This window comes from Pseudomonas sp. MPC6, assembly GCF_006094435.1.
Taxonomy (GTDB): domain Bacteria; phylum Pseudomonadota; class Gammaproteobacteria; order Pseudomonadales; family Pseudomonadaceae; genus Aquipseudomonas.
Genome location: NZ_CP034783.1, coordinates 3,010,044 through 3,028,083 on the forward strand (window position 1 = coordinate 3,010,044; position 18,040 = coordinate 3,028,083).

14 protein-coding genes are annotated in these 18,040 nt (G+C 60.1%); 8 read left to right on the plus strand and 6 right to left on the minus strand.

Features of this window, described 5'->3' with window-relative positions; all coding sequences use genetic code 11:
- Positions 1 to 40: 40 nt before the first annotated feature.
- From ELQ88_RS16105 to ELQ88_RS16115, 3 genes are all read right to left on the minus strand, one after another.
- On the minus strand, positions 41 to 913 hold the full coding sequence (locus tag ELQ88_RS16105) for a phospholipase (RefSeq protein ID WP_138966251.1): 873 nt from the start codon (positions 911 to 913) through the stop codon (positions 41 to 43).
- A 109-nt stretch (positions 914 to 1,022) separates the two neighbouring features.
- On the minus strand, positions 1,023 to 2,318 hold the full coding sequence (locus tag ELQ88_RS16110; RefSeq protein ID WP_138966253.1) for a glycosyltransferase: 1,296 nt from the start codon (positions 2,316 to 2,318) through the stop codon (positions 1,023 to 1,025).
- A gap of 94 nt (positions 2,319 to 2,412) precedes the next feature.
- The gene (locus tag ELQ88_RS16115) at positions 2,413 to 2,778 is read right to left on the minus strand and encodes a response regulator (protein WP_128873481.1); all 366 of its coding nucleotides are present in this window, start codon (positions 2,776 to 2,778) and stop codon (positions 2,413 to 2,415) included.
- 258 nt (positions 2,779 to 3,036) lie between these two features.
- Between ELQ88_RS16115 and ELQ88_RS16120 the strand changes: the two genes are divergently transcribed.
- The 5 genes from ELQ88_RS16120 (at position 3,037) to ELQ88_RS16140 (ending at position 9,581) form a co-directional block, all read left to right on the plus strand.
- A complete protein-coding gene (locus ELQ88_RS16120) occupies positions 3,037 to 6,528 on the plus strand; it encodes a response regulator (protein WP_138966255.1) in 3,492 nt (1,163 codons plus the stop codon).
- A complete protein-coding gene (locus ELQ88_RS16125; RefSeq protein ID WP_128873479.1) occupies positions 6,528 to 7,361 on the plus strand; it encodes a protein-glutamate O-methyltransferase CheR in 834 nt (277 codons plus the stop codon). The genes ELQ88_RS16120 and ELQ88_RS16125 overlap by 1 nt, the downstream gene beginning before the upstream one ends.
- On the plus strand, positions 7,358 to 7,951 hold the full coding sequence (locus ELQ88_RS16130) for a chemotaxis protein CheB (RefSeq protein WP_138966257.1): 594 nt from the start codon (positions 7,358 to 7,360) through the stop codon (positions 7,949 to 7,951). Before ELQ88_RS16125 ends, ELQ88_RS16130 begins: the two co-directional genes overlap by 4 nt.
- Positions 7,945 to 9,126 (plus strand): hybrid sensor histidine kinase/response regulator, encoded by a 1,182-nt coding sequence (locus tag ELQ88_RS16135; RefSeq protein ID WP_138966259.1) that lies wholly within the window; start codon positions 7,945 to 7,947, stop codon positions 9,124 to 9,126. The genes ELQ88_RS16130 and ELQ88_RS16135 overlap by 7 nt, the downstream gene beginning before the upstream one ends.
- Before the next feature lie 77 nt (positions 9,127 to 9,203).
- A complete protein-coding gene (locus ELQ88_RS16140; protein WP_128873476.1) occupies positions 9,204 to 9,581 on the plus strand; it encodes a response regulator in 378 nt (125 codons plus the stop codon).
- A gap of 98 nt (positions 9,582 to 9,679) precedes the next feature.
- Here ELQ88_RS16140 and ELQ88_RS16145 read toward each other — a convergent pair whose 3' ends face one another.
- From ELQ88_RS16145 to ELQ88_RS16160, 3 genes are all read right to left on the minus strand, one after another.
- Positions 9,680 to 11,350, minus strand: coding sequence for a response regulator (locus ELQ88_RS16145; RefSeq protein ID WP_138966261.1), 1,671 nt, complete (start codon positions 11,348 to 11,350; stop codon positions 9,680 to 9,682).
- Complete coding sequence (locus ELQ88_RS16150) at positions 11,347 to 12,849, minus strand: ATPase domain-containing protein (RefSeq protein WP_138966263.1); 1,503 nt, start codon at positions 12,847 to 12,849, stop codon at positions 11,347 to 11,349. The genes ELQ88_RS16145 and ELQ88_RS16150 overlap by 4 nt, the downstream gene beginning before the upstream one ends.
- Before the next feature lie 673 nt (positions 12,850 to 13,522).
- Complete coding sequence (locus ELQ88_RS16160; RefSeq protein WP_138966265.1) at positions 13,523 to 14,578, minus strand: HEAT repeat domain-containing protein; 1,056 nt, start codon at positions 14,576 to 14,578, stop codon at positions 13,523 to 13,525.
- Positions 14,579 to 14,734: 156 nt separating this feature from the next.
- Here ELQ88_RS16160 and ELQ88_RS16165 point away from each other — a divergent pair, with 156 nt between their 5' ends.
- The 3 genes from ELQ88_RS16165 to ELQ88_RS16175 are packed head-to-tail and all read left to right on the plus strand — an operon-like array spanning position 14,735 to position 18,015.
- Positions 14,735 to 16,870: an FUSC family protein gene (locus tag ELQ88_RS16165; protein WP_138969531.1), complete on the plus strand. Its 2,136-nt coding sequence runs from the start codon at positions 14,735 to 14,737 to the stop codon at positions 16,868 to 16,870.
- On the plus strand, positions 16,860 to 17,060 hold the full coding sequence (locus ELQ88_RS16170; protein WP_128873473.1) for a DUF1656 domain-containing protein: 201 nt from the start codon (positions 16,860 to 16,862) through the stop codon (positions 17,058 to 17,060). The genes ELQ88_RS16165 and ELQ88_RS16170 overlap by 11 nt, the downstream gene beginning before the upstream one ends.
- A gap of 4 nt (positions 17,061 to 17,064) precedes the next feature.
- The gene (locus ELQ88_RS16175) at positions 17,065 to 18,015 is read left to right on the plus strand and encodes an HlyD family secretion protein (RefSeq protein WP_128873472.1); all 951 of its coding nucleotides are present in this window, start codon (positions 17,065 to 17,067) and stop codon (positions 18,013 to 18,015) included.
- Positions 18,016 to 18,040 lie beyond the last annotated feature (25 nt).

Sequence of the window (18,040 nt, forward strand, 5' to 3'; positions counted from 1 at the left end):
TCCAGCCCGTCAAGGCTACCCGGTGGTTCGCCCGGGCCGGCTATGTGCGATGCAAGGACTCGCCGTAAACCGCTTTCATGCTCGTGGCAATCCAGCAGTATTGGACAATCTCGGATTCATCAAAAAAATCAGTGCTGATGATGCTGCAGCGCGTGACCCAATCCCGGCTATGGTGGAACCAGTCGTTGATGTAATGCTTGATGTCCTGAGGACCACCCAGAAAGCCATAACTGGTAGCCGACAAAGACCATAAACAGGGGGCGGAAGGTAGGCTTTGGAGTGTGCGGGAGATGTGCTTTTTCAGATCATCGGTATCCGTGAAGTGCTTGCCGCTCCACTTGTGCCATATGCGTGGCCAGAAGTAATGATCGTCCAGCTCTCGCAACAGCGGCGCGGCCAGCACCACCCTTCGTTTTGCGCTCGCCTGTTTCAGTTCGCCCACCGTTAGCGTGGCATCCGACGGCGGTATGATCCGCTCCCGGAGCTTGTCAATCAGTAAGTCATTGAGCTTTTTATAAGCGAAAGGCTTTTCACCGTCGCCTAGTTGGTGAAAATCGAGAACGATAAACTCATCCCGATTCTCATCGAGAAAGGTCGACACCGCATCGATCAGCTCCTCGAGGAGGCGATGGGACTGATAGCCATTGTGATGAAAGTAGAATATCGATTGGTCATGTCCTTCGGTGTAGCCGAGGCGGATATCGAAGGCTCGCGCGCCGTTGGCAAGTTGCCAGGCAAATGAATCGTTTTGACAGGTGGTCCAGTTGCCGATGACAACCTCGTAGTTTGGCGCCTTTTTGTCCATGCCCGAGTTGTGAGTACCGGGCCAGACGATATCGGACAGCTTCAGTCGGTTGATGTCGAGCGCCTTGCTCATCCAGGTTTTTTTATTCAGATTCCCTTCATTGGTCATTGTCGAGCCCTGTGGTGACTTCGCCCATCCATGGGGCGAAGTTGATCGATGGAAACCCGATCATAGAGGGCCGCGTTGGCAATACCAAACGCGTAACTATGTACAAAAATTATGTGACCTGACGGTTTTTCGCTTCAATCCATTGCGACATGTATTGAGTGCTCTTGTGCTGATGATGGCGCAGCATGCTACCGGTGAAGTTATCCCTTCTGATCGACGAGAGATGCTGCCGGCATTCGTTGATTCGGGCGATCAACGCAGGGCCATGACGGGTGCGCTGGTAACGACTGGCCAGCAGTTGCAACCCTTGCGCCTGTGCATCCAACCAGCGGGTCTTGTCTTTATAAAGTTGCACGGCGTTATCGGCGAACGCCTGGGCTGTCCGGGTCACCGCCCCTGGCCAGGGTTCCTCGCCGTGCATGGCTTCTGCGCCGATCGGCGTGGTGACATTCGGCGTACCGCAGAGCATGGCGTCAACGAGCTTGCCTTTAATGCCTGCCCCGAATCGCAACGGCGCCAGGCACACTCGCGCCGCCGACATGACCTGCAAGGCATCTTCTGCCCAGTTCATCACATGAAACCCCTGGGCGGCATTGTGCAGCGCAGTGGCTTTGGGCGGGGTATAGGCGCCGTAGATGTGCAACTGGGCACTCGGCAGCTGTTCGCGGATCAGCGGCCAAAGGCGGGTTTTCATCCAGAGCACCGCGTCCCAATTGGGTGCATGGCGAAAGTTGCCGATGCTGAGAAAGTGCGCCCGATCCTCGAAGGTCGCCGGCGGCGCACTCGGCAGGTCGACCATCAGCGGGCACCAATGCAACATGTTGCGCGGCACCGTGAATTGTTCCACCAGCAACTCGATTTCCACTTCGGAAATCATCAGGTTCAAGTCGCAACGATAAATCGCGGCGATCTCCCGTTTGGCCAGGTCGGTCTCGGCCATGAACTCGAACTCTGCACGCAGTGCCGGGGCGAACAGCTCACTGAAATCATCGGCGTCGTCACTCGCCTTCAGGCGCTCCTTGAGGCGTAGATGCCGGGCATCGCGCAGGCTTTGCAGGTCGGAGGTCTCAAGGACGCGCAAGGCATCCGGGCAGTGTTTTTCAACGCGCCAGCCAAATTGCTCTTCCATCATGAACCGGTCGAACAGCACCACATCGGGAGCCAGTTGGCTGATAAATGTGTCGAAACTGCTGTTGTTCAATTCGATCGGCACTTCACGAATGCCCAGCGCCGTCAGGTCTGCCCGGTGTTCGCCAGTGCCGGCGGGACTGCTGAAGGTGATGTCCCAGCCTTGCTCCAGGAACGACTCGAGAATTTGCATCATATGCCCGCCAGCCGCCGAAGAGCGGGGCTCGGGCCAGACGTAACCAATGACCAGGACGCTGGTTGCGCGGGGCTGACTCATGAATGGACATTCCTTGAAACGGGGGCAGGGGACGAAGTCGGGGGGCGATTAAACCACAGGCGATGGTAAACCCCGTTGCCCCCCTCAGTGCAGATCAGGCGTTGTTGAGAATGCCTTTGACCTTGTCGCGCAGCTGGTCGATGGAGAACGGCTTGCCAATCACATGCATGCCCTCAGGCACCTCTATGCTTTCGGCATAGCCACTGGCGAACAGGATCGGCAGTTTGGGATGCAGCATCCGCGCCTGCGTGGCCAGTTCACGGCCATCCATCACCGGCAGGCCGACGTCGGTCATCATCAAGTCGATGTGCTGGTCTTCATCGTTGAGAAACTCCAGTGCCTGTTCGCTGCCATCGGCCTCGAGCACCTTGAACTCCAGTTCCTCCAGCACATCGACGATCAGCATGCGGACGATGGCATCGTCTTCGACGACAAGGATGATGGACGCATTGGAGGACATAGTGGGGTTCTCGAAGAGTGAAAGGGCGTTTGCCGTCGATCGAAATGGCCGGGCTCTAGCATGAGTAAGTGACAGATCCCGACAAGTTCCCGGCGCTGCTAAAAAAAGATAGTTACATAAAGCCGGCAAGGATAACCGCTCCTTTGCGCTGGAGCAGCTGTTTGTAGGATTTTGCCGGAAAACCTGTCAGAAAGTTGGATCATCGTGGCGGTTTTGGGGCAAACTCCGTGGTTTTCAATAGATCGACAAGGCTTCCCCATGACCTCCGCGTCTTCGGTTGACGAGCAACGATTTCGTAAACTCCTGAGCCGCAACGTCAGCCTGCCGTTGGGTGTCGGCGTACTCAGTGCCGTGTTCTTCGTGTCACTGATCGTTTATCTGATGTCGGTGATCCAGTGGGTCGAGCACACCGACCGGGTGATCAATAACGCCAATGAATCGATAAAACTGACCGTCGATCTGGAGACCGGGATGCGCGGGTTCCTGCTCACCGGCGACGAGCAATTCCTCCAGCCCTACGAAACGGCGAAGCCACGGATCACAGTCGCCCTCGGGACCTTGCTCGAACTGACGGCGGATAACCCGGTGCAGACCGATCGCCTGCACCGGCTGCAGGCCTTGCAGGATGAATGGGCCGCTTACGCCACGACCATGATCGATTTGCAGCGCTCCCGCGGGGACTATCGCGGCGCGATCAAGGCCGGGCAGGGCAAACGCCTGACCGACGAGATCCGCAAACAATTCGAAGACGTGATCGACATGGAGCAGCAGTTGCGCACCGCGCGCAACGAGGAAGTACGGCGCACGACCCTCTGGAGCATCGGCCTTTATATCGTGTTCATCGCCGGTATCAGCGCACTGCTGGCCTACATCGGCCGCCGGGATTTGCTTAACCTGGCCCAAAGCTACAGTGCCAACCTCGCCGCGCAACAGGCCAGCGCCCGTCGCCTGGAGCAGCAGGCCTGGCTGCGTAATGGCCAGACCGAACTGGCCGAGCAAGTGCTGGGGCAACTGTCACTCAATGTGCTCGGGCGTAACATTCTGCAGTTTTGCGCGCAGTACCTCGGTACGGCGGTGGCCGCTATTTATGTCCGTGAAGAGCACGGCGGTCTCAGGCGCGTTGCGTCTTATGGTTTCTCCCGGGAACAGGAAGCGCTTGAACAACAGATCCACAGTGGCGAAGGCATTGTCGGCCAGGTCGCGCAACAGGCTCGCCTGATCCGCCTCGACCACGTACCGAGTGGCTACTTCAAGGTCAGCTCCGGCCTTGGCGAAGGCTTGCCCCATAGCGTGCTGGTGGTGCCGACCAGTGACGATGACCGGGTCAATGGCGTGATCGAACTGGGTTTCCTGCGACCGCTCGACGACCGTGATGTCGAACTGCTTGAACTGATTGCCGGCAACATCGGCACCTCGATCGAAGCCGCGCGCTATCGTCAGCGTCTGCAGGAGGTGCTGGCCGAGACCCAGCAGCTCAACGAAGAGCTGCAGGTTCAGCAGGAAGAACTCAAGACCGCCAACGAAGAGCTGGAAGAGCAGTCGCGAATTCTCAAGGAGTCCCAGGCACACCTGGAAACCCAGCAGGTCGAGCTTGAACAGACCAATGAGCAACTCGCCGACCAGGCGCAGATCCTCGCCGATCAGCGCGACGCGATGGACCAGAAAAACACTGAGCTCAATCAGGCGCAGACCCAGCTCGAAGAGCGCGCCGAAGAGTTGCAGCGTTCGAGCAAGTACAAGTCCGAATTCCTCGCCAACATGTCCCATGAGTTGCGCACGCCGCTGAACAGTTCGTTGATCCTGGCCAAGTTGCTGGCGGAAAACCCCCAGGAAAACCTCAGCGCCGAGCAGGTCAAATTCGCCGAGTCGATCTACTCCGCCGGCAACGACTTGCTCAACCTGATCAACGATATTCTCGACATCTCCAAGGTCGAAGCCGGCAAACTCGAGGTGCGCCCGGAGAACACCAGCGTCGCGCGTCTGGTGGAGGGTTTGCGCGGGATGTTCCAGCCGCTGGCGGCAGACAAGAAACTGGACCTGCAAGTCGAATTGCAGCCGGGCGCGCCGACGATGATCTATACCGACCGCCAGCGCCTGGAGCAGGTCATCAAGAACCTGCTCTCCAACGCGGTGAAATTCACCGAAAAAGGCGCGGTCAGCCTGACAGTGGCCAACCAGCCTGGCGACGGTATCGCCTTTATCGTTCGCGACTCCGGGATCGGCATTGCCGCGGACCAGCAGGACAGTATTTTCGAAGCCTTCCGCCAGGCCGATGGCACCACCAACCGCCGCTACGGCGGCACTGGCCTGGGCCTGTCGATTTCCCGCGACCTGGCGGCGTTGCTCGGCGGCTCCATCAGCGTTACCAGCGAGCCGGGGCAGGGCAGTGTGTTTACCCTGGTCTTGCCCCGGCAATATGTTGAACCGGGGGATGAACCGGTCGAGCCGATGAAAGCCTCACCGGTGGCCATGACCCCGAGAGTCAAGCCCGCCGCGCCGGTGCCGCTGATCGCCGCCGTCGATATCCCGCGTTTCGACGACGATCGCGCAAAGGCGCCCTTCGCCACCCGATGTATCCTGGTGGTGGAGGATGAGCCGAACTTTGCGCACATCCTCTACGACCTGGCCCATGAGCTGGGTTATCAGTGCCTGGTGGCCCATGGGGCCGACGAAGGTTACGACCTGGCCAGGGAGTTCATCCCGGACGCCATCCTGCTGGACATGCGTCTGCCGGATCATTCCGGATTGACCGTCTTGCAACGACTGAAGGAACACGCGCAAACCCGGCACATTCCGGTGCATGTCATTTCTGTGGAAGATCGCGTCGAAGCCGCCATGCACATGGGCGCCATCGGGTATGCGGTCAAGCCGACCACCCGCGAAGAACTCAAGGACGTGTTTGCCCGCCTCGAAGCCAAGCTGACCCAGAAGGTCAAGCGTGTGCTGCTGGTTGAAGACGATGATGTGCAACGCGACAGCATTGCCCGGCTGATCGGCGACGATGACATCGAGATCACGGCCGTCGGCTTGGCGCAGGAAGCGCTGGGCCTGCTGCGCACCACGGTTTTCGACTGCATGATCATCGACCTGAAGCTGCCGGACATGCTCGGCAACGATCTGCTCAAGCGCATGTCCACCGAGGATATCTGCTCGTTCCCGCCGGTGATTGTCTACACCGGGCGCAACCTGACCCGGGACGAGGAAGCCGAACTGCGCAAGTATTCGCGCTCGATCATCATCAAGGGCGCGCGCTCGCCCGAGCGTCTGCTGGATGAGGTCACACTCTTTCTGCACAAAGTCGAATCCGGGTTGTCCCATGAACGGCAGAGGATGCTCAAGACCGCGCGCAGCCGCGACAAAGTCTTCGAGGGCCGCAAAGTACTGCTGGTGGACGACGATGTACGCAACATCTTCGCCCTGACCAGTGCGCTGGAACACAAGGGGGCGGTCGTGGTCATTGGCCGCAACGGCCGTGAGGCGATTGAACGCTTGAATGAAATCGAGGACATCGATCTGGTGTTGATGGATGTGATGATGCCGGAGATGGACGGCTTCGAAGCCACCAGCCTGATCCGCAAGGACCCGCGCTGGCGCAAGCTGCCGATCATTGCGGTGACGGCCAAGGCCATGAAGGACGATCAGGAGCGCTGTTTGCAGGCCGGCTCCAACGATTACCTGGCCAAGCCCATTGACCTGGATCGCCTGTTTTCGTTGATTCGCGTGTGGTTACCGAAGATGGAACGCATTTAGTGGAAAGCATTTATTCCGGGCAGCGAAATAGCGAAATCGAATTGCGCTTGCTGATCGAGGCGATTTACCTCAAGTACAGCTACGACTTTCGCGATTATTCCGGTGCGTCGATCAAGCGTCGCGTCCACCACGCGTTGGGCCAGTTCGAGTGCGCCACCATTTCGGCGTTGCAGGAGAAGGTGCTCCACGACCCCACAGCGTTCATGCAATTGCTGCAATTGCTGACGATTCCAGTCAGTGAAATGTTCCGCGATCCCTCGCACTTCCTTGCCATTCGCCAGGAAGTGGTGCCGCTGCTCAAGACCTATCCGTCGATCAAGATCTGGATCGCCGGTTGCAGCACCGGCGAAGAAGTCTATTCGATGGCGATACTGCTGCGCGAAGAAGGCTTGCTCGATCGCACCATCATCTATGCCACCGACATCAACCCGCGTTCGCTGGACAAAGCCAAGCAAGGGATTTTCTCCATGGAAAATGTCCGGGCCTACACTCATAACTACCAGCAGGCAGGTGGCCAGCGTTCCTTCGCCGACTACTACACGGCGGCCTACGGCTACGCCATTTTCGACAAGACGCTGTGTGACAACGTGACCTTCGCCGACCACAGCCTGGCAACCGACAGTGTCTTCTCAGAAACTCAATTAATTTCATGTCGTAATGTATTGATTTATTTTAATAAAAAACTTCAGGATCGCGCTTTCGGTTTGTTCCACGACTCCCTTTGCCATCGAGGATTTCTGGTGCTGGGCAGCAAGGAAACCCCGGAGTTCTCGGGCTACGGCAGCCAGTTCCAACCCCTGATCAAACAAGAACGGATCTACCGCAAATCATGAACAGCGCAAAGGAATTGCCTTGTATAGAAGCTATTGTGATCGGCGCCTCGGCAGGCGGCGTGGAGGCGTTGCTTACGCTCCTCGGCCCGCTGCGCAAAGGCTTCGGCCTGCCGATCGTGGTGGTGCTGCACCTGCCTGAAACAGGACGCAGCCAGCTCGCCGAAGTCTTCGCGCGAAGGGTATCCCTGCCGGTGCTGGAAGCCCGCGACAAGACGCGGGTCGAAGCCGGCACCCTGTATTTCGCCGGGCCTGGGTATCACTTGTCGGTCGAGCAGGACCGCAGCTTTTCCCTGAGCCTGGAAGACCGCGTGCATTATTCGCGGCCCGCGATCGATTACCTGTTCGAGTCGGCTGCCGATGCGTATGGCCCGGCGCTGGCCGCGGTGTTGCTGACCGGCGCCAACCGCGACGGCGCGCGCGGCCTGGCCCAGGTCAAGCAGCGTGGCGGCCTGACCATCGTGCAGGATCCGGCCGAAGCCCAGGTCGCGATCATGCCCCTGGCCGCGCTGGATACCGTTGCGCCAGACCACATCCTTCCCCTGCGCGGCATCGGCCGTCTGCTTGTCGAGCTGGAACGAATAGCATGCTAAGTAACATCCAAGCCAAACTGCTGATCGTCGACGATCTTCCGGAAAACCTGTTGGCGCTCGAAGCGTTGATCAAGCGTGAAGACCGTATCGTCTACAAAGCCTTGTCCGCTGACGAAGCCTTGTCCCTGCTGCTGCAACACGAATTCGCCATGGCCATTCTCGACGTGCAGATGCCCGGCATGAACGGTTTCGAACTGGCCGAGCTGATGCGTGGCACGGAAAAGACCCGAAACATTCCTATCGTGTTTGTCAGCGCTGCCGGCCGCGAGCTGAATTACGCATTCAAGGGCTACGAAAGCGGTGCGGTGGACTTCCTCTACAAGCCGCTGGATATCCACGCGGTGAAGAGCAAGGTCAATGTGTTCGTCGAACTGTTCCGCCAGAGCAAGGCGATGAAACAACAGGTCGAAGCGCTGGAGCAAAGCCGGCGCGAACAGGAAGCGCTGCTTCAACAGTTACAGAGCACCCAGCTCGAACTGGAGCAGGCGGTGCGCATGCGCGATGATTTCATGTCGATCGTCGCTCATGAAGTCCGCACGCCGCTCAATGGGCTGATTCTCGAAACCCAGCTGCGCAAGATGCACCTGGCCCGGGATAACGCCGCCGCGTTCACCCTGGAAAAGATGCACGCGATGGTCGATCGCGACGAACGGCAGATCAAAAGCCTGATCCGACTGATCGAAGACATGCTTGATGTGTCGCGAATTCGCACCGGCAAACTGTCGATCCGGCCGACGCGCTTCGACTTGTCGGCGCTGGTTGGAGATTTGTTACAGAACTTTGCTCCGCAGATCGAAGCCGCCGAGTCCTCCGTAACCCTGCACGCCGGGCATCCGGTGGTGGGTAACTGGGACGAGTTTCGCATCGAACAGGTCATTTCCAATTTGTTGACCAACGCTTTACGTTACGGCGCCAAGAGTCCGGTCACCGTGAGGGTGTACAGTGAGAGCGGCCAGGCGCTGGTCGAGGTGCAGGATCTGGGAATCGGTATTGGTGAAGAAAACCAGAAGCGCATTTTCCAGCAGTTCGAGCGGGTTTCGGCCAAGCACGCCGTCGCCGGGTTGGGCCTGGGGTTGTTTATTTCAGAACAGATTGTGACCGCCCATGGCGGTTCAATTACCGTCGAGAGCCGGATTGGCGAAGGCGCCTTGTTTCGCGTTTGTCTGCCGCTGTAGGAAAACAGCCAGTTAAACGCAACCTCTGATCGACCCCACGGTCGTATCAGCAGCTATTGACCGAACAAAGGCTTCCCATGAGTGAAGATGCACAAGACGTCGTACTGATCGTCGAAGATGACCCCTCGATATTGATGGTGCTATCGGCCTATCTGTCGGGTGAGGGCTACCGGGTATTGCAGGCCGAAAACGGCGAGCAGGCCTTTGAAATCCTGGCGAGCAAGCCGCATCTGGACATGATGATCACAGACTTCCGCCTGCCTGGCGGGATCTCGGGCGTACAGATCGCCGAACCCGCGGTGAAACTGCGACCGGAGCTGAAGGTGATTTTCATTAGCGGCTATCCGCAGGAAATCCGCGAGACCGACAGCCCGATCACGCGAAAGGCGCCGATCCTGGCCAAGCCGTTCGACCTGGATGTGTTGCAGGAGCTGATGCAGCAGATGCTGTCGTAGGAGCGAGCTCGTCGTTAACGATAACGCGTGTTTGCTGGATGACACGCGGTGCTCTGGAATCCATCGCGAGCAAGCTCGCTCCTACAGGGGGAGGGCATTCAGATCTGGATCATCTCCCGCACCTTCGCCGTCAACAGGTCGAAGGTGAACGGCTTGGTGATCATCTGCATGCCCGGGTCCAGGAAGCCGCCACGCACCGCGGCGTGTTCGGCGTAGCCGGTGATGAATAGCACCTTGAGTTCAGGCCGGTATTGCCGGCCGATTTCTGCCAGCTGCCGGCCATTCATGCCGGGTAGGCCGACATCGCTGATCATCAGATCGATCCGTTGCGCCGAATCCAGAATCGGTACCGCACTGTCGGCATCACCGGCCTCGACAAACGCATAACCCAGGTCGCTCAACACGGTACTGACCAACACCCGCACCGCCGGGTCGTCTTCGACGATCAACACCGTTTCGCCGTGTTGCGCGAACGGAGCATGCTGGACGTCATCCAGAACGTCCCCGGGCAGGTCACCCCCGAACCGCGGCAGGAACAAACTCACCGTGGTGCCACTGCCCACTGCGCTCTGAATGGCGACGTGGCCGCGCGATTGTTTGCTGAAACCATAAATCATCGATAACCCGAGGCCTGTACCCTGGCCGATCGGCTTGGTGGTAAAGAACGGGTCGAAGGCCCGGTTGATAGTGCTTTGCGGCATGCCACAGCCGGTGTCGGTGACGCTTAGCATCACGTAGTCGCCCGGGTCGAGGTTGCTGTGGGCTTGGGTGAAGCTTTGGTCCAGATGGCGATTGCTGGTCTTCACCACCAGTTGGCCGCCACCGGGCATGGCGTCCCGTGCATTGATCACCAGGTTGAGCAGGGCACTTTCCAGTTGATTGGGGTCGGCTTCGGCCACCCACAGTTGCTCGCTCAGTTGCATGTCCAGCTGAATGCTTTCGTTGATACTGCGCTGCAGCAACTCGCCCATGGACACCACCAGGCTGTTCATCTGCACCGGTTTTGAATCCAGCGACTGGCGCCGGGAGAAGGCCAGCAGGCGATGGGTCAGGCCGGCCGCGCGGTTGGCCGAGGTCACCCCCAGGTCGATCAGGCTGTCCAGGTCGTCGGTGCGGCCACGGGCCAGGCGCCGGCGTAATAACTCCAGGCTGCCGATGATGCCGGTCAGCATGTTGTTGAAGTCATGGGCGATGCCGCCGGTGAGCTGGCCGACCGCTTCCATTTTCTGTGACTGGCGCAGGGCTTCTTCGTTGTGGCGCAGCTGTGCGGTGCGTTCCTCGACCTGCTGTTCAAGCGTTTCGAGGGTGTTCTGCAACCGCAACTCGCTTTGACTCAGATCGATCAGCCGATCCCTGGCTTCGTACTGTCGTCGCCGCCCGCGCAACGCGGTCGTCACCAGGCTGATCAGGGTCACGGGATGAAAAGGCCGTTCAAGAAAGGTGACATTGCCCAGTTGCGGACCGAATCGCGACGCGGGGTTCTGTTCCGGACCGCCATGATAGGTCAGCAACACAATCGGCAAGTCCGACCAGGCCGGCTGTTGCTCGATCAGGCCGAACAGCGGTTCAAGATCACTGCCCAGCAACGCCTCCGACGAGATCAGCAGCAAGCCTGCGCCTCGCGTCAACTCGCGGCAAAGGCCCCCCAGATCGCGAGTGATGACGCCGTCGTAACCCGCTTCATTGAGCATCATCAGGGCAATCTGGCTGTCGCGTCCCAGCGGCGCGAGAATGATCGCGCGCTCGGACATTGCTTCCAGGACCGTCACGGGCTCTCGTCCCCGAGCAGCGGATTGCTCGCGCCCATATAAGTGGGCACCCCGCGCAGTACGCCCTGGAACGCGTCCAGCGGTTCGCCGATGGTCATGCCCAGGCCGCTGATGCGGTATTCACGAATGGTCGATTCATGGCTGCCGGTACGTTTCTTGATGATCGAAATCGCCCGGCGCACCTTGCCCAGTGCTTCAAAATATCGCAACAGGATCACCGTATCGGCCAGGTAGGTAATGTCCACGGGGGCCTGCATGTCGCCGACCAGTCCGTGCTGGGCGACGGTCATGAAAGTCGCGGCGCCCCGGCGATTGAGGTACAGCAGCAACTCGTGCATGTGCAGCACCAGGGCGTTTTCTTCCGGCATCGCCGCCTGATAGCCATTGATGCTGTCGATCACCACGGTCTTGATATCACGCTGGTCGACGCAACGACGAACCCGGTGCGAAAACTCGCCGGGGGACAATTCGGCTGCATCCACTTGTTCGATCAGCAGGTTGCCGGTGTCTTGCAGGGCTTTTAAATCGATGCCCATGTTTTTCATGCGTTCGAACAGCAACCCCAGTTCTTCATCAAAAATGAACAACGCGGCTTTCTCGCCCCGGGCCACGGCCGCCGCGGCGAAGATCATCGAGATCAGCGATTTGCCGGTACCGGCCGGGCCGAGGATCAAGGTGCTAGACCCGGTCTCGATGCCGCCGCCGAGCAGGGCATCCATTTCCTTGATACCGCTGGTCAATTGCTGACGGGTGTACACGCCGCGATGCTCGGCGGCCACCAGCCGCGGGAACACGTGGACGCCATCGCCCATGATGGTGAAGTCGTGGAAGCCGCCACGGTATTTCTGGCCGCGATACTTGACCACGCGGATCCGCCGGCGCTCGGCGCCATAGTTGGGGGTCAGTTCTTCCAGGCGAATCACGCCGTGGGCGACACTGTGCACGGTCTTGTCGAGGGACTCGGTGGTCAGGTCGTCGAGCAACACCACCGTGGCGTCATAGCGCACGAAGTAGTGTTTGATCGCGAGGATCTGGCGCCGGTAGCGCAGGGAGCTTTGGGCCAGCAGGCGGATCTCGGACAGGCTGTCGAGTACCACGCGAGTCGGCTTGACCCGCTGGACCACTTCGAAAATCTGCTTGGTGGCTTCGCCCAGTTCCAGGTCGGAGGAGTACAGCAGGCTTTGCTGATGTTCGGCATTGAGCAGGCTTTCCGGGGGTGTCAGCTCGAAGATGTGGATGTTTTCATCCAGCTCCCAGCCATGGGACAACGCACCCTGGCGCAGTTCGCGCTCGGTTTCCGACAAGGTGATGTACAACGAGCGCTCGCCGGCTCGCGCGCCGGCCAACAGAAAATGCAGGGCGACCGTGGTTTTACCAGTGCCTGGTTCACCTTCGAGCAAAAACACATGGCCACGGGACAATCCGCCGGCCAGGATGTCATCCAGACCTTCGATGCCGGTGGCGGCTTTTGCACTGAACAACTCGTTAGATGTAGACAAAAAATGCCCTCTCAAGATCAGGGGAAACGAGGCAGCAGGCCTGAAGAGCCTGAATGGACTGCCTGATCACTTGACCTTTGGCCGCGACGAGCGTTCAACACTTTTTGCCGGGATTGGCCACAGTATTTGCGTGCGCCCCCGATCCCCTGTAGGCGCTGGCTTGCTAGCGAAGGGGCCGTGTCAGTCGACATCGATGCCGGATGTCAGTCCGCTTTCGCTGGCAAGCCAGCTCCTGCATTGGATCTATGCCGATCACAGGGCTTGTGTACACCCCGATCACCTGTAGGAGCCGGCTTGCCGGCGAAGGCGGCGTGTCAGTCGACATTATTGCCGGATGTCAGTCCGCTTTCGCTGGCAAGCCAGCTCCTACATTGGATCTCTGCCGGACATGGGATTTGGGTACGCCCCGATCCCTGTAGGCGCTGGCTTGCCAGCGAAGGGGTCGTGTCAGTCGACATCGATGCCGGATGTCAGTCCGCTTTCGCTGGCAAGCCAGCTCCTACATTGGATCTTTGCCGTGCATGGGGCTTGTGTACACCCCGATCACCTGTAGGAGCCGGCTTGCCGGCGAAGGCGGCGTGTCAGTCGACATTATTGCCGGATGTCAGTCCGCTTTCGCTGGCAAGCCAGCTCCTGCATTGGATCTCTGCCGGTCACAGGATTTGGGTACGCCCTAAAGCCCCTGCTGCAACGCCGGGTCGTCGGGATTGAGCTGTTCCAGTTGCGCCAACAGTATCTGCACGTTCTGCAGTTGTCCGCTTTCCTTCCAGTAATTGATCAGCAACACCCGGGCCCTGCGATCGGCCGGGTGGCGCTGGACGATTTCCTGCAGCTGTTTCTGCGCCGCTTCCAGCTCCAGTTCGCCGTGCAGCGTGGTGGCCAGGTCGTAGCGGTAATCCTTGTTGTCCGGCTCCAGCTCCACCGCCTTGGACAGGCCGAGCAGGGCGAACTCGCTTTGACCGTGATGCAGCAGCCAGAGCCCCAGGGCATGTTGCAGGTAGGCCGAATCGGGTTGCGCCTTCAACTGTTTGGCCAATAGCAGCCGGGCGGCTTCGCTCTGGCCCTGTTTGTCGAGCACTTCAATTTGCATCACCAGCGCGGGCAGGTTGCCGGGGGCAAGACGCAAGACGTTCTCCAGTGCCTGTTGCGCTTGTTGCAATTGGCCATTGTGCAGGTGCAGCCGAGCCAGTTGGTAGTGGTTGTCGGCGCTTTCGGGCTGACTTTTCAGGTCCTGCTCCCAGGCGTCGATGGCTTGCTCCAATGGCCCGAAATACAAACCGAGATCGTCTGGCGAAAGCCCCAGCAAGGCGTTCACGGCGGTGTAGCGCACGCGCTGATCGCTATCTTCGAGCAGCGGGCCCAGCAACAGGCTGCGCTGGCCGTTGGGCACCAGGGCGCTGATGCTGTCGATCGCCGCAACGCGCACGTCCGGCGATTCATGTTGCAAGTCCGCAGTCGCCAGTTTCAGCGCGACGGAGCTGGGGTAGTTGGGCAGTTCGGCATGCAGCCAGATACGTCGTTTCGGTGAAAGGTCCGGGCGTGCCAATTGCTGGTAGAGCACCCGCGCCGCACCTGGTTGACCCGCGCGCGCCTGGTCGAGCGCTTCGGTGTAGCCGCGCTTGATCGCTGCCGGCACCTCGGGTGCGGTGCTGCGCAGGAAAAACCAGGCAAGGCCGATGGCGAACAGGGCGCAGAGGCTGATGATCAGGTAGCGGCGGGACTGGGGCATGCAGGGATCCGGGAGCTGGAAAAAGCTGTCGCAGAGCCGCCAGCTTCGGTCAGGCGGGACCGTGAGTCAAATCCTGACGCCAACATCCTGACTGAAACCTGTCGAGGCAACACAGCAATGACTACGCTTGCTGGAGACGACCCGACGGGCATTCCCATGCAAGCGCTGCTTTTATATTTCAAGGCGATGCTCAACCCCGGCCGCGGAGTGCTGTTGTTCGCCTTGCGGACGATCGCCGCCGGGCTGTTGACCCTGTACCTGGCCTTCCTGTTCGACCTCGACCAGCCCAAGTGGTCGATCATGGCCGTGGTCATCGTCAGCCAGCCATTGGGTGGCATGGCCCTGGCCCGCAGTTTCGGCCAGGTCATCGGCACCACGCTCGGAGCGGTCGTGGCGGTGTTGATCATGGGGATCTTTCCCCAGGCTCCGTTGCCTTTCATCCTCACCCTGGCCCTGTGGCTGGCGCTGTGTACCGCCGGCGGCACCTTGTATCGCTACACCAGTTCCCAGGCGTTTGTGTTGAGTGGCTACACGGCGGTGATCGTGGCGCTGCTGGCGGTGCCTGATCAGGCTGGCACCTTCATGCTGGCCGTGACCCGAGTGACCGAAACACTGTTGGCGGTGGCGTGCGTGTGCGTGGTCAGCCTGCTCACGGCACGACCGGAAGCCGTGGCCCGGGATTATTTCGCCCGGATCGATCAAGTGATCAAGCTGCTCGCGACCCATGCGGCCGCCGTCATCCGCACCGAAGAAAGCGAGGCCGACTTCCGCCAGCGGCAAATGACGCTGTTAGGCGAGATCAGTGCCCTTGAAGGGGTACGGCGGCATTTGTACTTCGATGCGCCACGCCTGCGCAGCGCCAATGGCCTGGTGCAGTTGCTCGGCAATCAATTGGTGCTGCTGACGTCACGGCTGATGGCATTGCGTCACCAGCGGGAGTTGTTGCTCGAACGCTGGAAAGGGGCGCTGCCCGTCGACTCCCAGCGCTTGCTGGCCGAAGAACTGGTGTTCCTGGACGAAGTGGCCCGGCAGGGGCGCTCGTTATCGGCCGAGGCACGCCACTCTTTCGCCGCGCTGCAAAAACGCTTCGATGAACTGGCCTACCGGTCTGAACGACTGACCGAAACGATGCCGGCCACGTTGCGCTCCCTGGCGTGGTCGCTGCGTTGGGAACAGGCACGGATGTTGGAGCAGCTGAATCAGATTCTGGATCTGAGCGACGCGATTCAGGAGGGGCGTGAAGCCAGTTGCGTGTTCCGCGGCCAGGACAATCCATTGCACCTGGATTTCACCCTGGCGGCGATGAACGCGACGCGGGCTTTTTGCGCGCTGGTGGTGGCCGGTCTGATCTGGATCGAGACCGCCTGGGACGGGGCGAGGGGCGGGATGATCGTGGTAGGGGTCCTGTGTTCCTTGATGGCGACTTTTCCGCGGCCGCTGCTGGCCGCCCAGAGTTTTGCCAGGGGGCTGGCCCTGGCGCTGGTGGTATCGGCGCTCTATCAGTTCATGCTGGTGCCCATGATCAGTGACTTCGAGCTGCTGGCCTTGCTGTTGGCACCGTTGTTGTATGCCGTCGCGGTGGGATTGGCCAGTCCGGCCACCACGGGCACGGGCATTGGTCTTGGCCTGTTGACGTTTCTGTTGCTGGGGCCGCAAAACACAGGGACAGGCCAGAACACCGCGATCCTGTGGTTCGAATTTGCCGGCGCCTATGTCTACGCCGTCACGCTGGCGTTGGGTGTCTACGTCCTGATCTTCCCGTTCAGGCCCGATGTGCGGATGCGCCGGCTGTTCACCGAGAACCGCGAGCAGGTCTACGCTTTGCTGAAGACGCCAGCCACCGACGAGCAGCAATTTGCCTTTGAGAGTCGCATGGTCGATCGCCTGACCATGATGTTGGGACTGCTGCCGGCGACCCGTGACAAACAGTCCGGCGCGTTGTTCGAAGTCAGCCTCGGGTGCATGGCACTGGGTGTCGCCTTGAACCAGCTCAGGCAACAGGGGCAAAGCAACACGCTGCTCAGTACCGATCAGCAGCAGCGTTTGCTGGCAGCCGTGCGTGAAACGGGACGATGGGTCGCCGGACGCCCCGGAACAGGCCTTGGGCAGTTGCTGGACACCTTGCGTGTCCTGGGCGATGAAATGGACGAACTGCATACAGACGTGCATGAGCACCTGTGGTCGGTATTCAGGATGCGCGTGGCGCTGCTGATCGTGGTGTCGTTTCTGCTGCGATACCCCGACTATTTTCAACCCTCGGACGTGGAAGGAGTACCCGCCCTTGCCCATTGATCTGGAAGTAGGTGGCGTCTACTTGCCACCGATCGCCCAGGCCTTGCTGCTGGCCTTGCCGATTTTCCTGCTGTTGGACTGGACCTTGCGTCGCCTGGGCGTGCTGCGTTTCGTCTGGCATGAAGCCTTGTTCGAAGGCGCGTTGTACGCCTGCGTTTGCGCGACGCTGATTCTGCTGATGGGAGCCTGACGCATTGAAGAAAATTATGCCCCGACTGGTGACGGCGGCGGTGGTAGTGCTGGCCTTTGTGCTCGGCTGGTTTGCCTGGGAACATTACACCCGCGCGCCCTGGACCCGGGATGCGCGGGTGCGCGCCGATGTGGTGACGTTATCGGCGGACGTCGCGGGTCGCATCGTCAGCCTCGCGGTCCATGACAATCAACATGTACAGAAGGGGCAGTTACTGCTGGAGATCGACCCGGCGCGCTACGTCCTGGCGGTGGAGCACGCCAGGCGCTCGGTGGAAGTGGCGAAGGCGGCGCTGGGTCAATCCGAAGCGACGATAGTCTCCAGCGGCGCACTGCTCAGGCAGCGCCAGAGCGAAGAGCGCCGGCGTCGCACCCTCAAGGAACGCGCCGCCATCTCTGGCGAGGAGTGGGAGAAATCCAGCACGGACGTGGCCGTGGCGCAGGCCGAGTTGCTGCGCAACCAGGCCATCCTGGGTCTGGCCCAGGCCAACGTGCAACTGGCCATCGCGGCATTGACCCAGGCGGAACTGGATTTGCAGCGCACCCGGGTCGAAGCGCCTGTCACCGGGTACGTCACCAACCTGCTGACCCGCCAGGGCGACTATGCCAGCGCCGGCGGGGCGCTGTTGGCGCTGGTGGACAGCGACTCGTTTTATGTCAGTGGCTACTTTGAAGAAACCAAGTTGCCGCGGATCGAGGAGGGCGACCGGGTCCGGATCGAATTGATGAGCGGGGAAACCTTCGGCGGCACGGTGAAAAGCATTGCCTTCGCCATCGCCGACAGGGAAAACCTGCCCGGCGGCCGCCTGCTGGCCAACATCAATCCCAGCTACACCTGGGTCAAACTGGCGCAGCGGGTGCCGGTGCGGATACAGATCGATGCCGACTATGCGGGCAAACACCGCCTGCGCGCCGGAACCACGGCCACTGTCACTGTCCAGGAACACCAACAATAACGCGGCCACCCACGCCCCCCTGTAG

What these genes read in the sequence shown, in the direction of transcription:
- ELQ88_RS16105 (WP_138966251.1), bottom strand. Translation starts at nt 913, where the DNA reads ATGACCAATGAAGGGAATCTGAATAAAAAAACCTGGATGAGCAAGGCG.
- ELQ88_RS16110 (WP_138966253.1), bottom strand. Translation starts at nt 2,318, where the DNA reads ATGAGTCAGCCCCGCGCAACCAGCGTCCTGGTCATTGGTTACGTCTGG.
- ELQ88_RS16115 (WP_128873481.1), bottom strand. Translation starts at nt 2,778, where the DNA reads ATGTCCTCCAATGCGTCCATCATCCTTGTCGTCGAAGACGATGCCATC.
- ELQ88_RS16120 (WP_138966255.1), top strand. Translation starts at nt 3,037, where the DNA reads ATGACCTCCGCGTCTTCGGTTGACGAGCAACGATTTCGTAAACTCCTG.
- ELQ88_RS16130 (WP_138966257.1), top strand. Translation starts at nt 7,358, where the DNA reads ATGAACAGCGCAAAGGAATTGCCTTGTATAGAAGCTATTGTGATCGGC.
- ELQ88_RS16135 (WP_138966259.1), top strand. Translation starts at nt 7,945, where the DNA reads ATGCTAAGTAACATCCAAGCCAAACTGCTGATCGTCGACGATCTTCCG.
- ELQ88_RS16140 (WP_128873476.1), top strand. Translation starts at nt 9,204, where the DNA reads ATGAGTGAAGATGCACAAGACGTCGTACTGATCGTCGAAGATGACCCC.
- ELQ88_RS16160 (WP_138966265.1), bottom strand. Translation starts at nt 14,578, where the DNA reads ATGCCCCAGTCCCGCCGCTACCTGATCATCAGCCTCTGCGCCCTGTTC.
- ELQ88_RS16165 (WP_138969531.1), top strand. Translation starts at nt 14,735, where the DNA reads ATGCAAGCGCTGCTTTTATATTTCAAGGCGATGCTCAACCCCGGCCGC.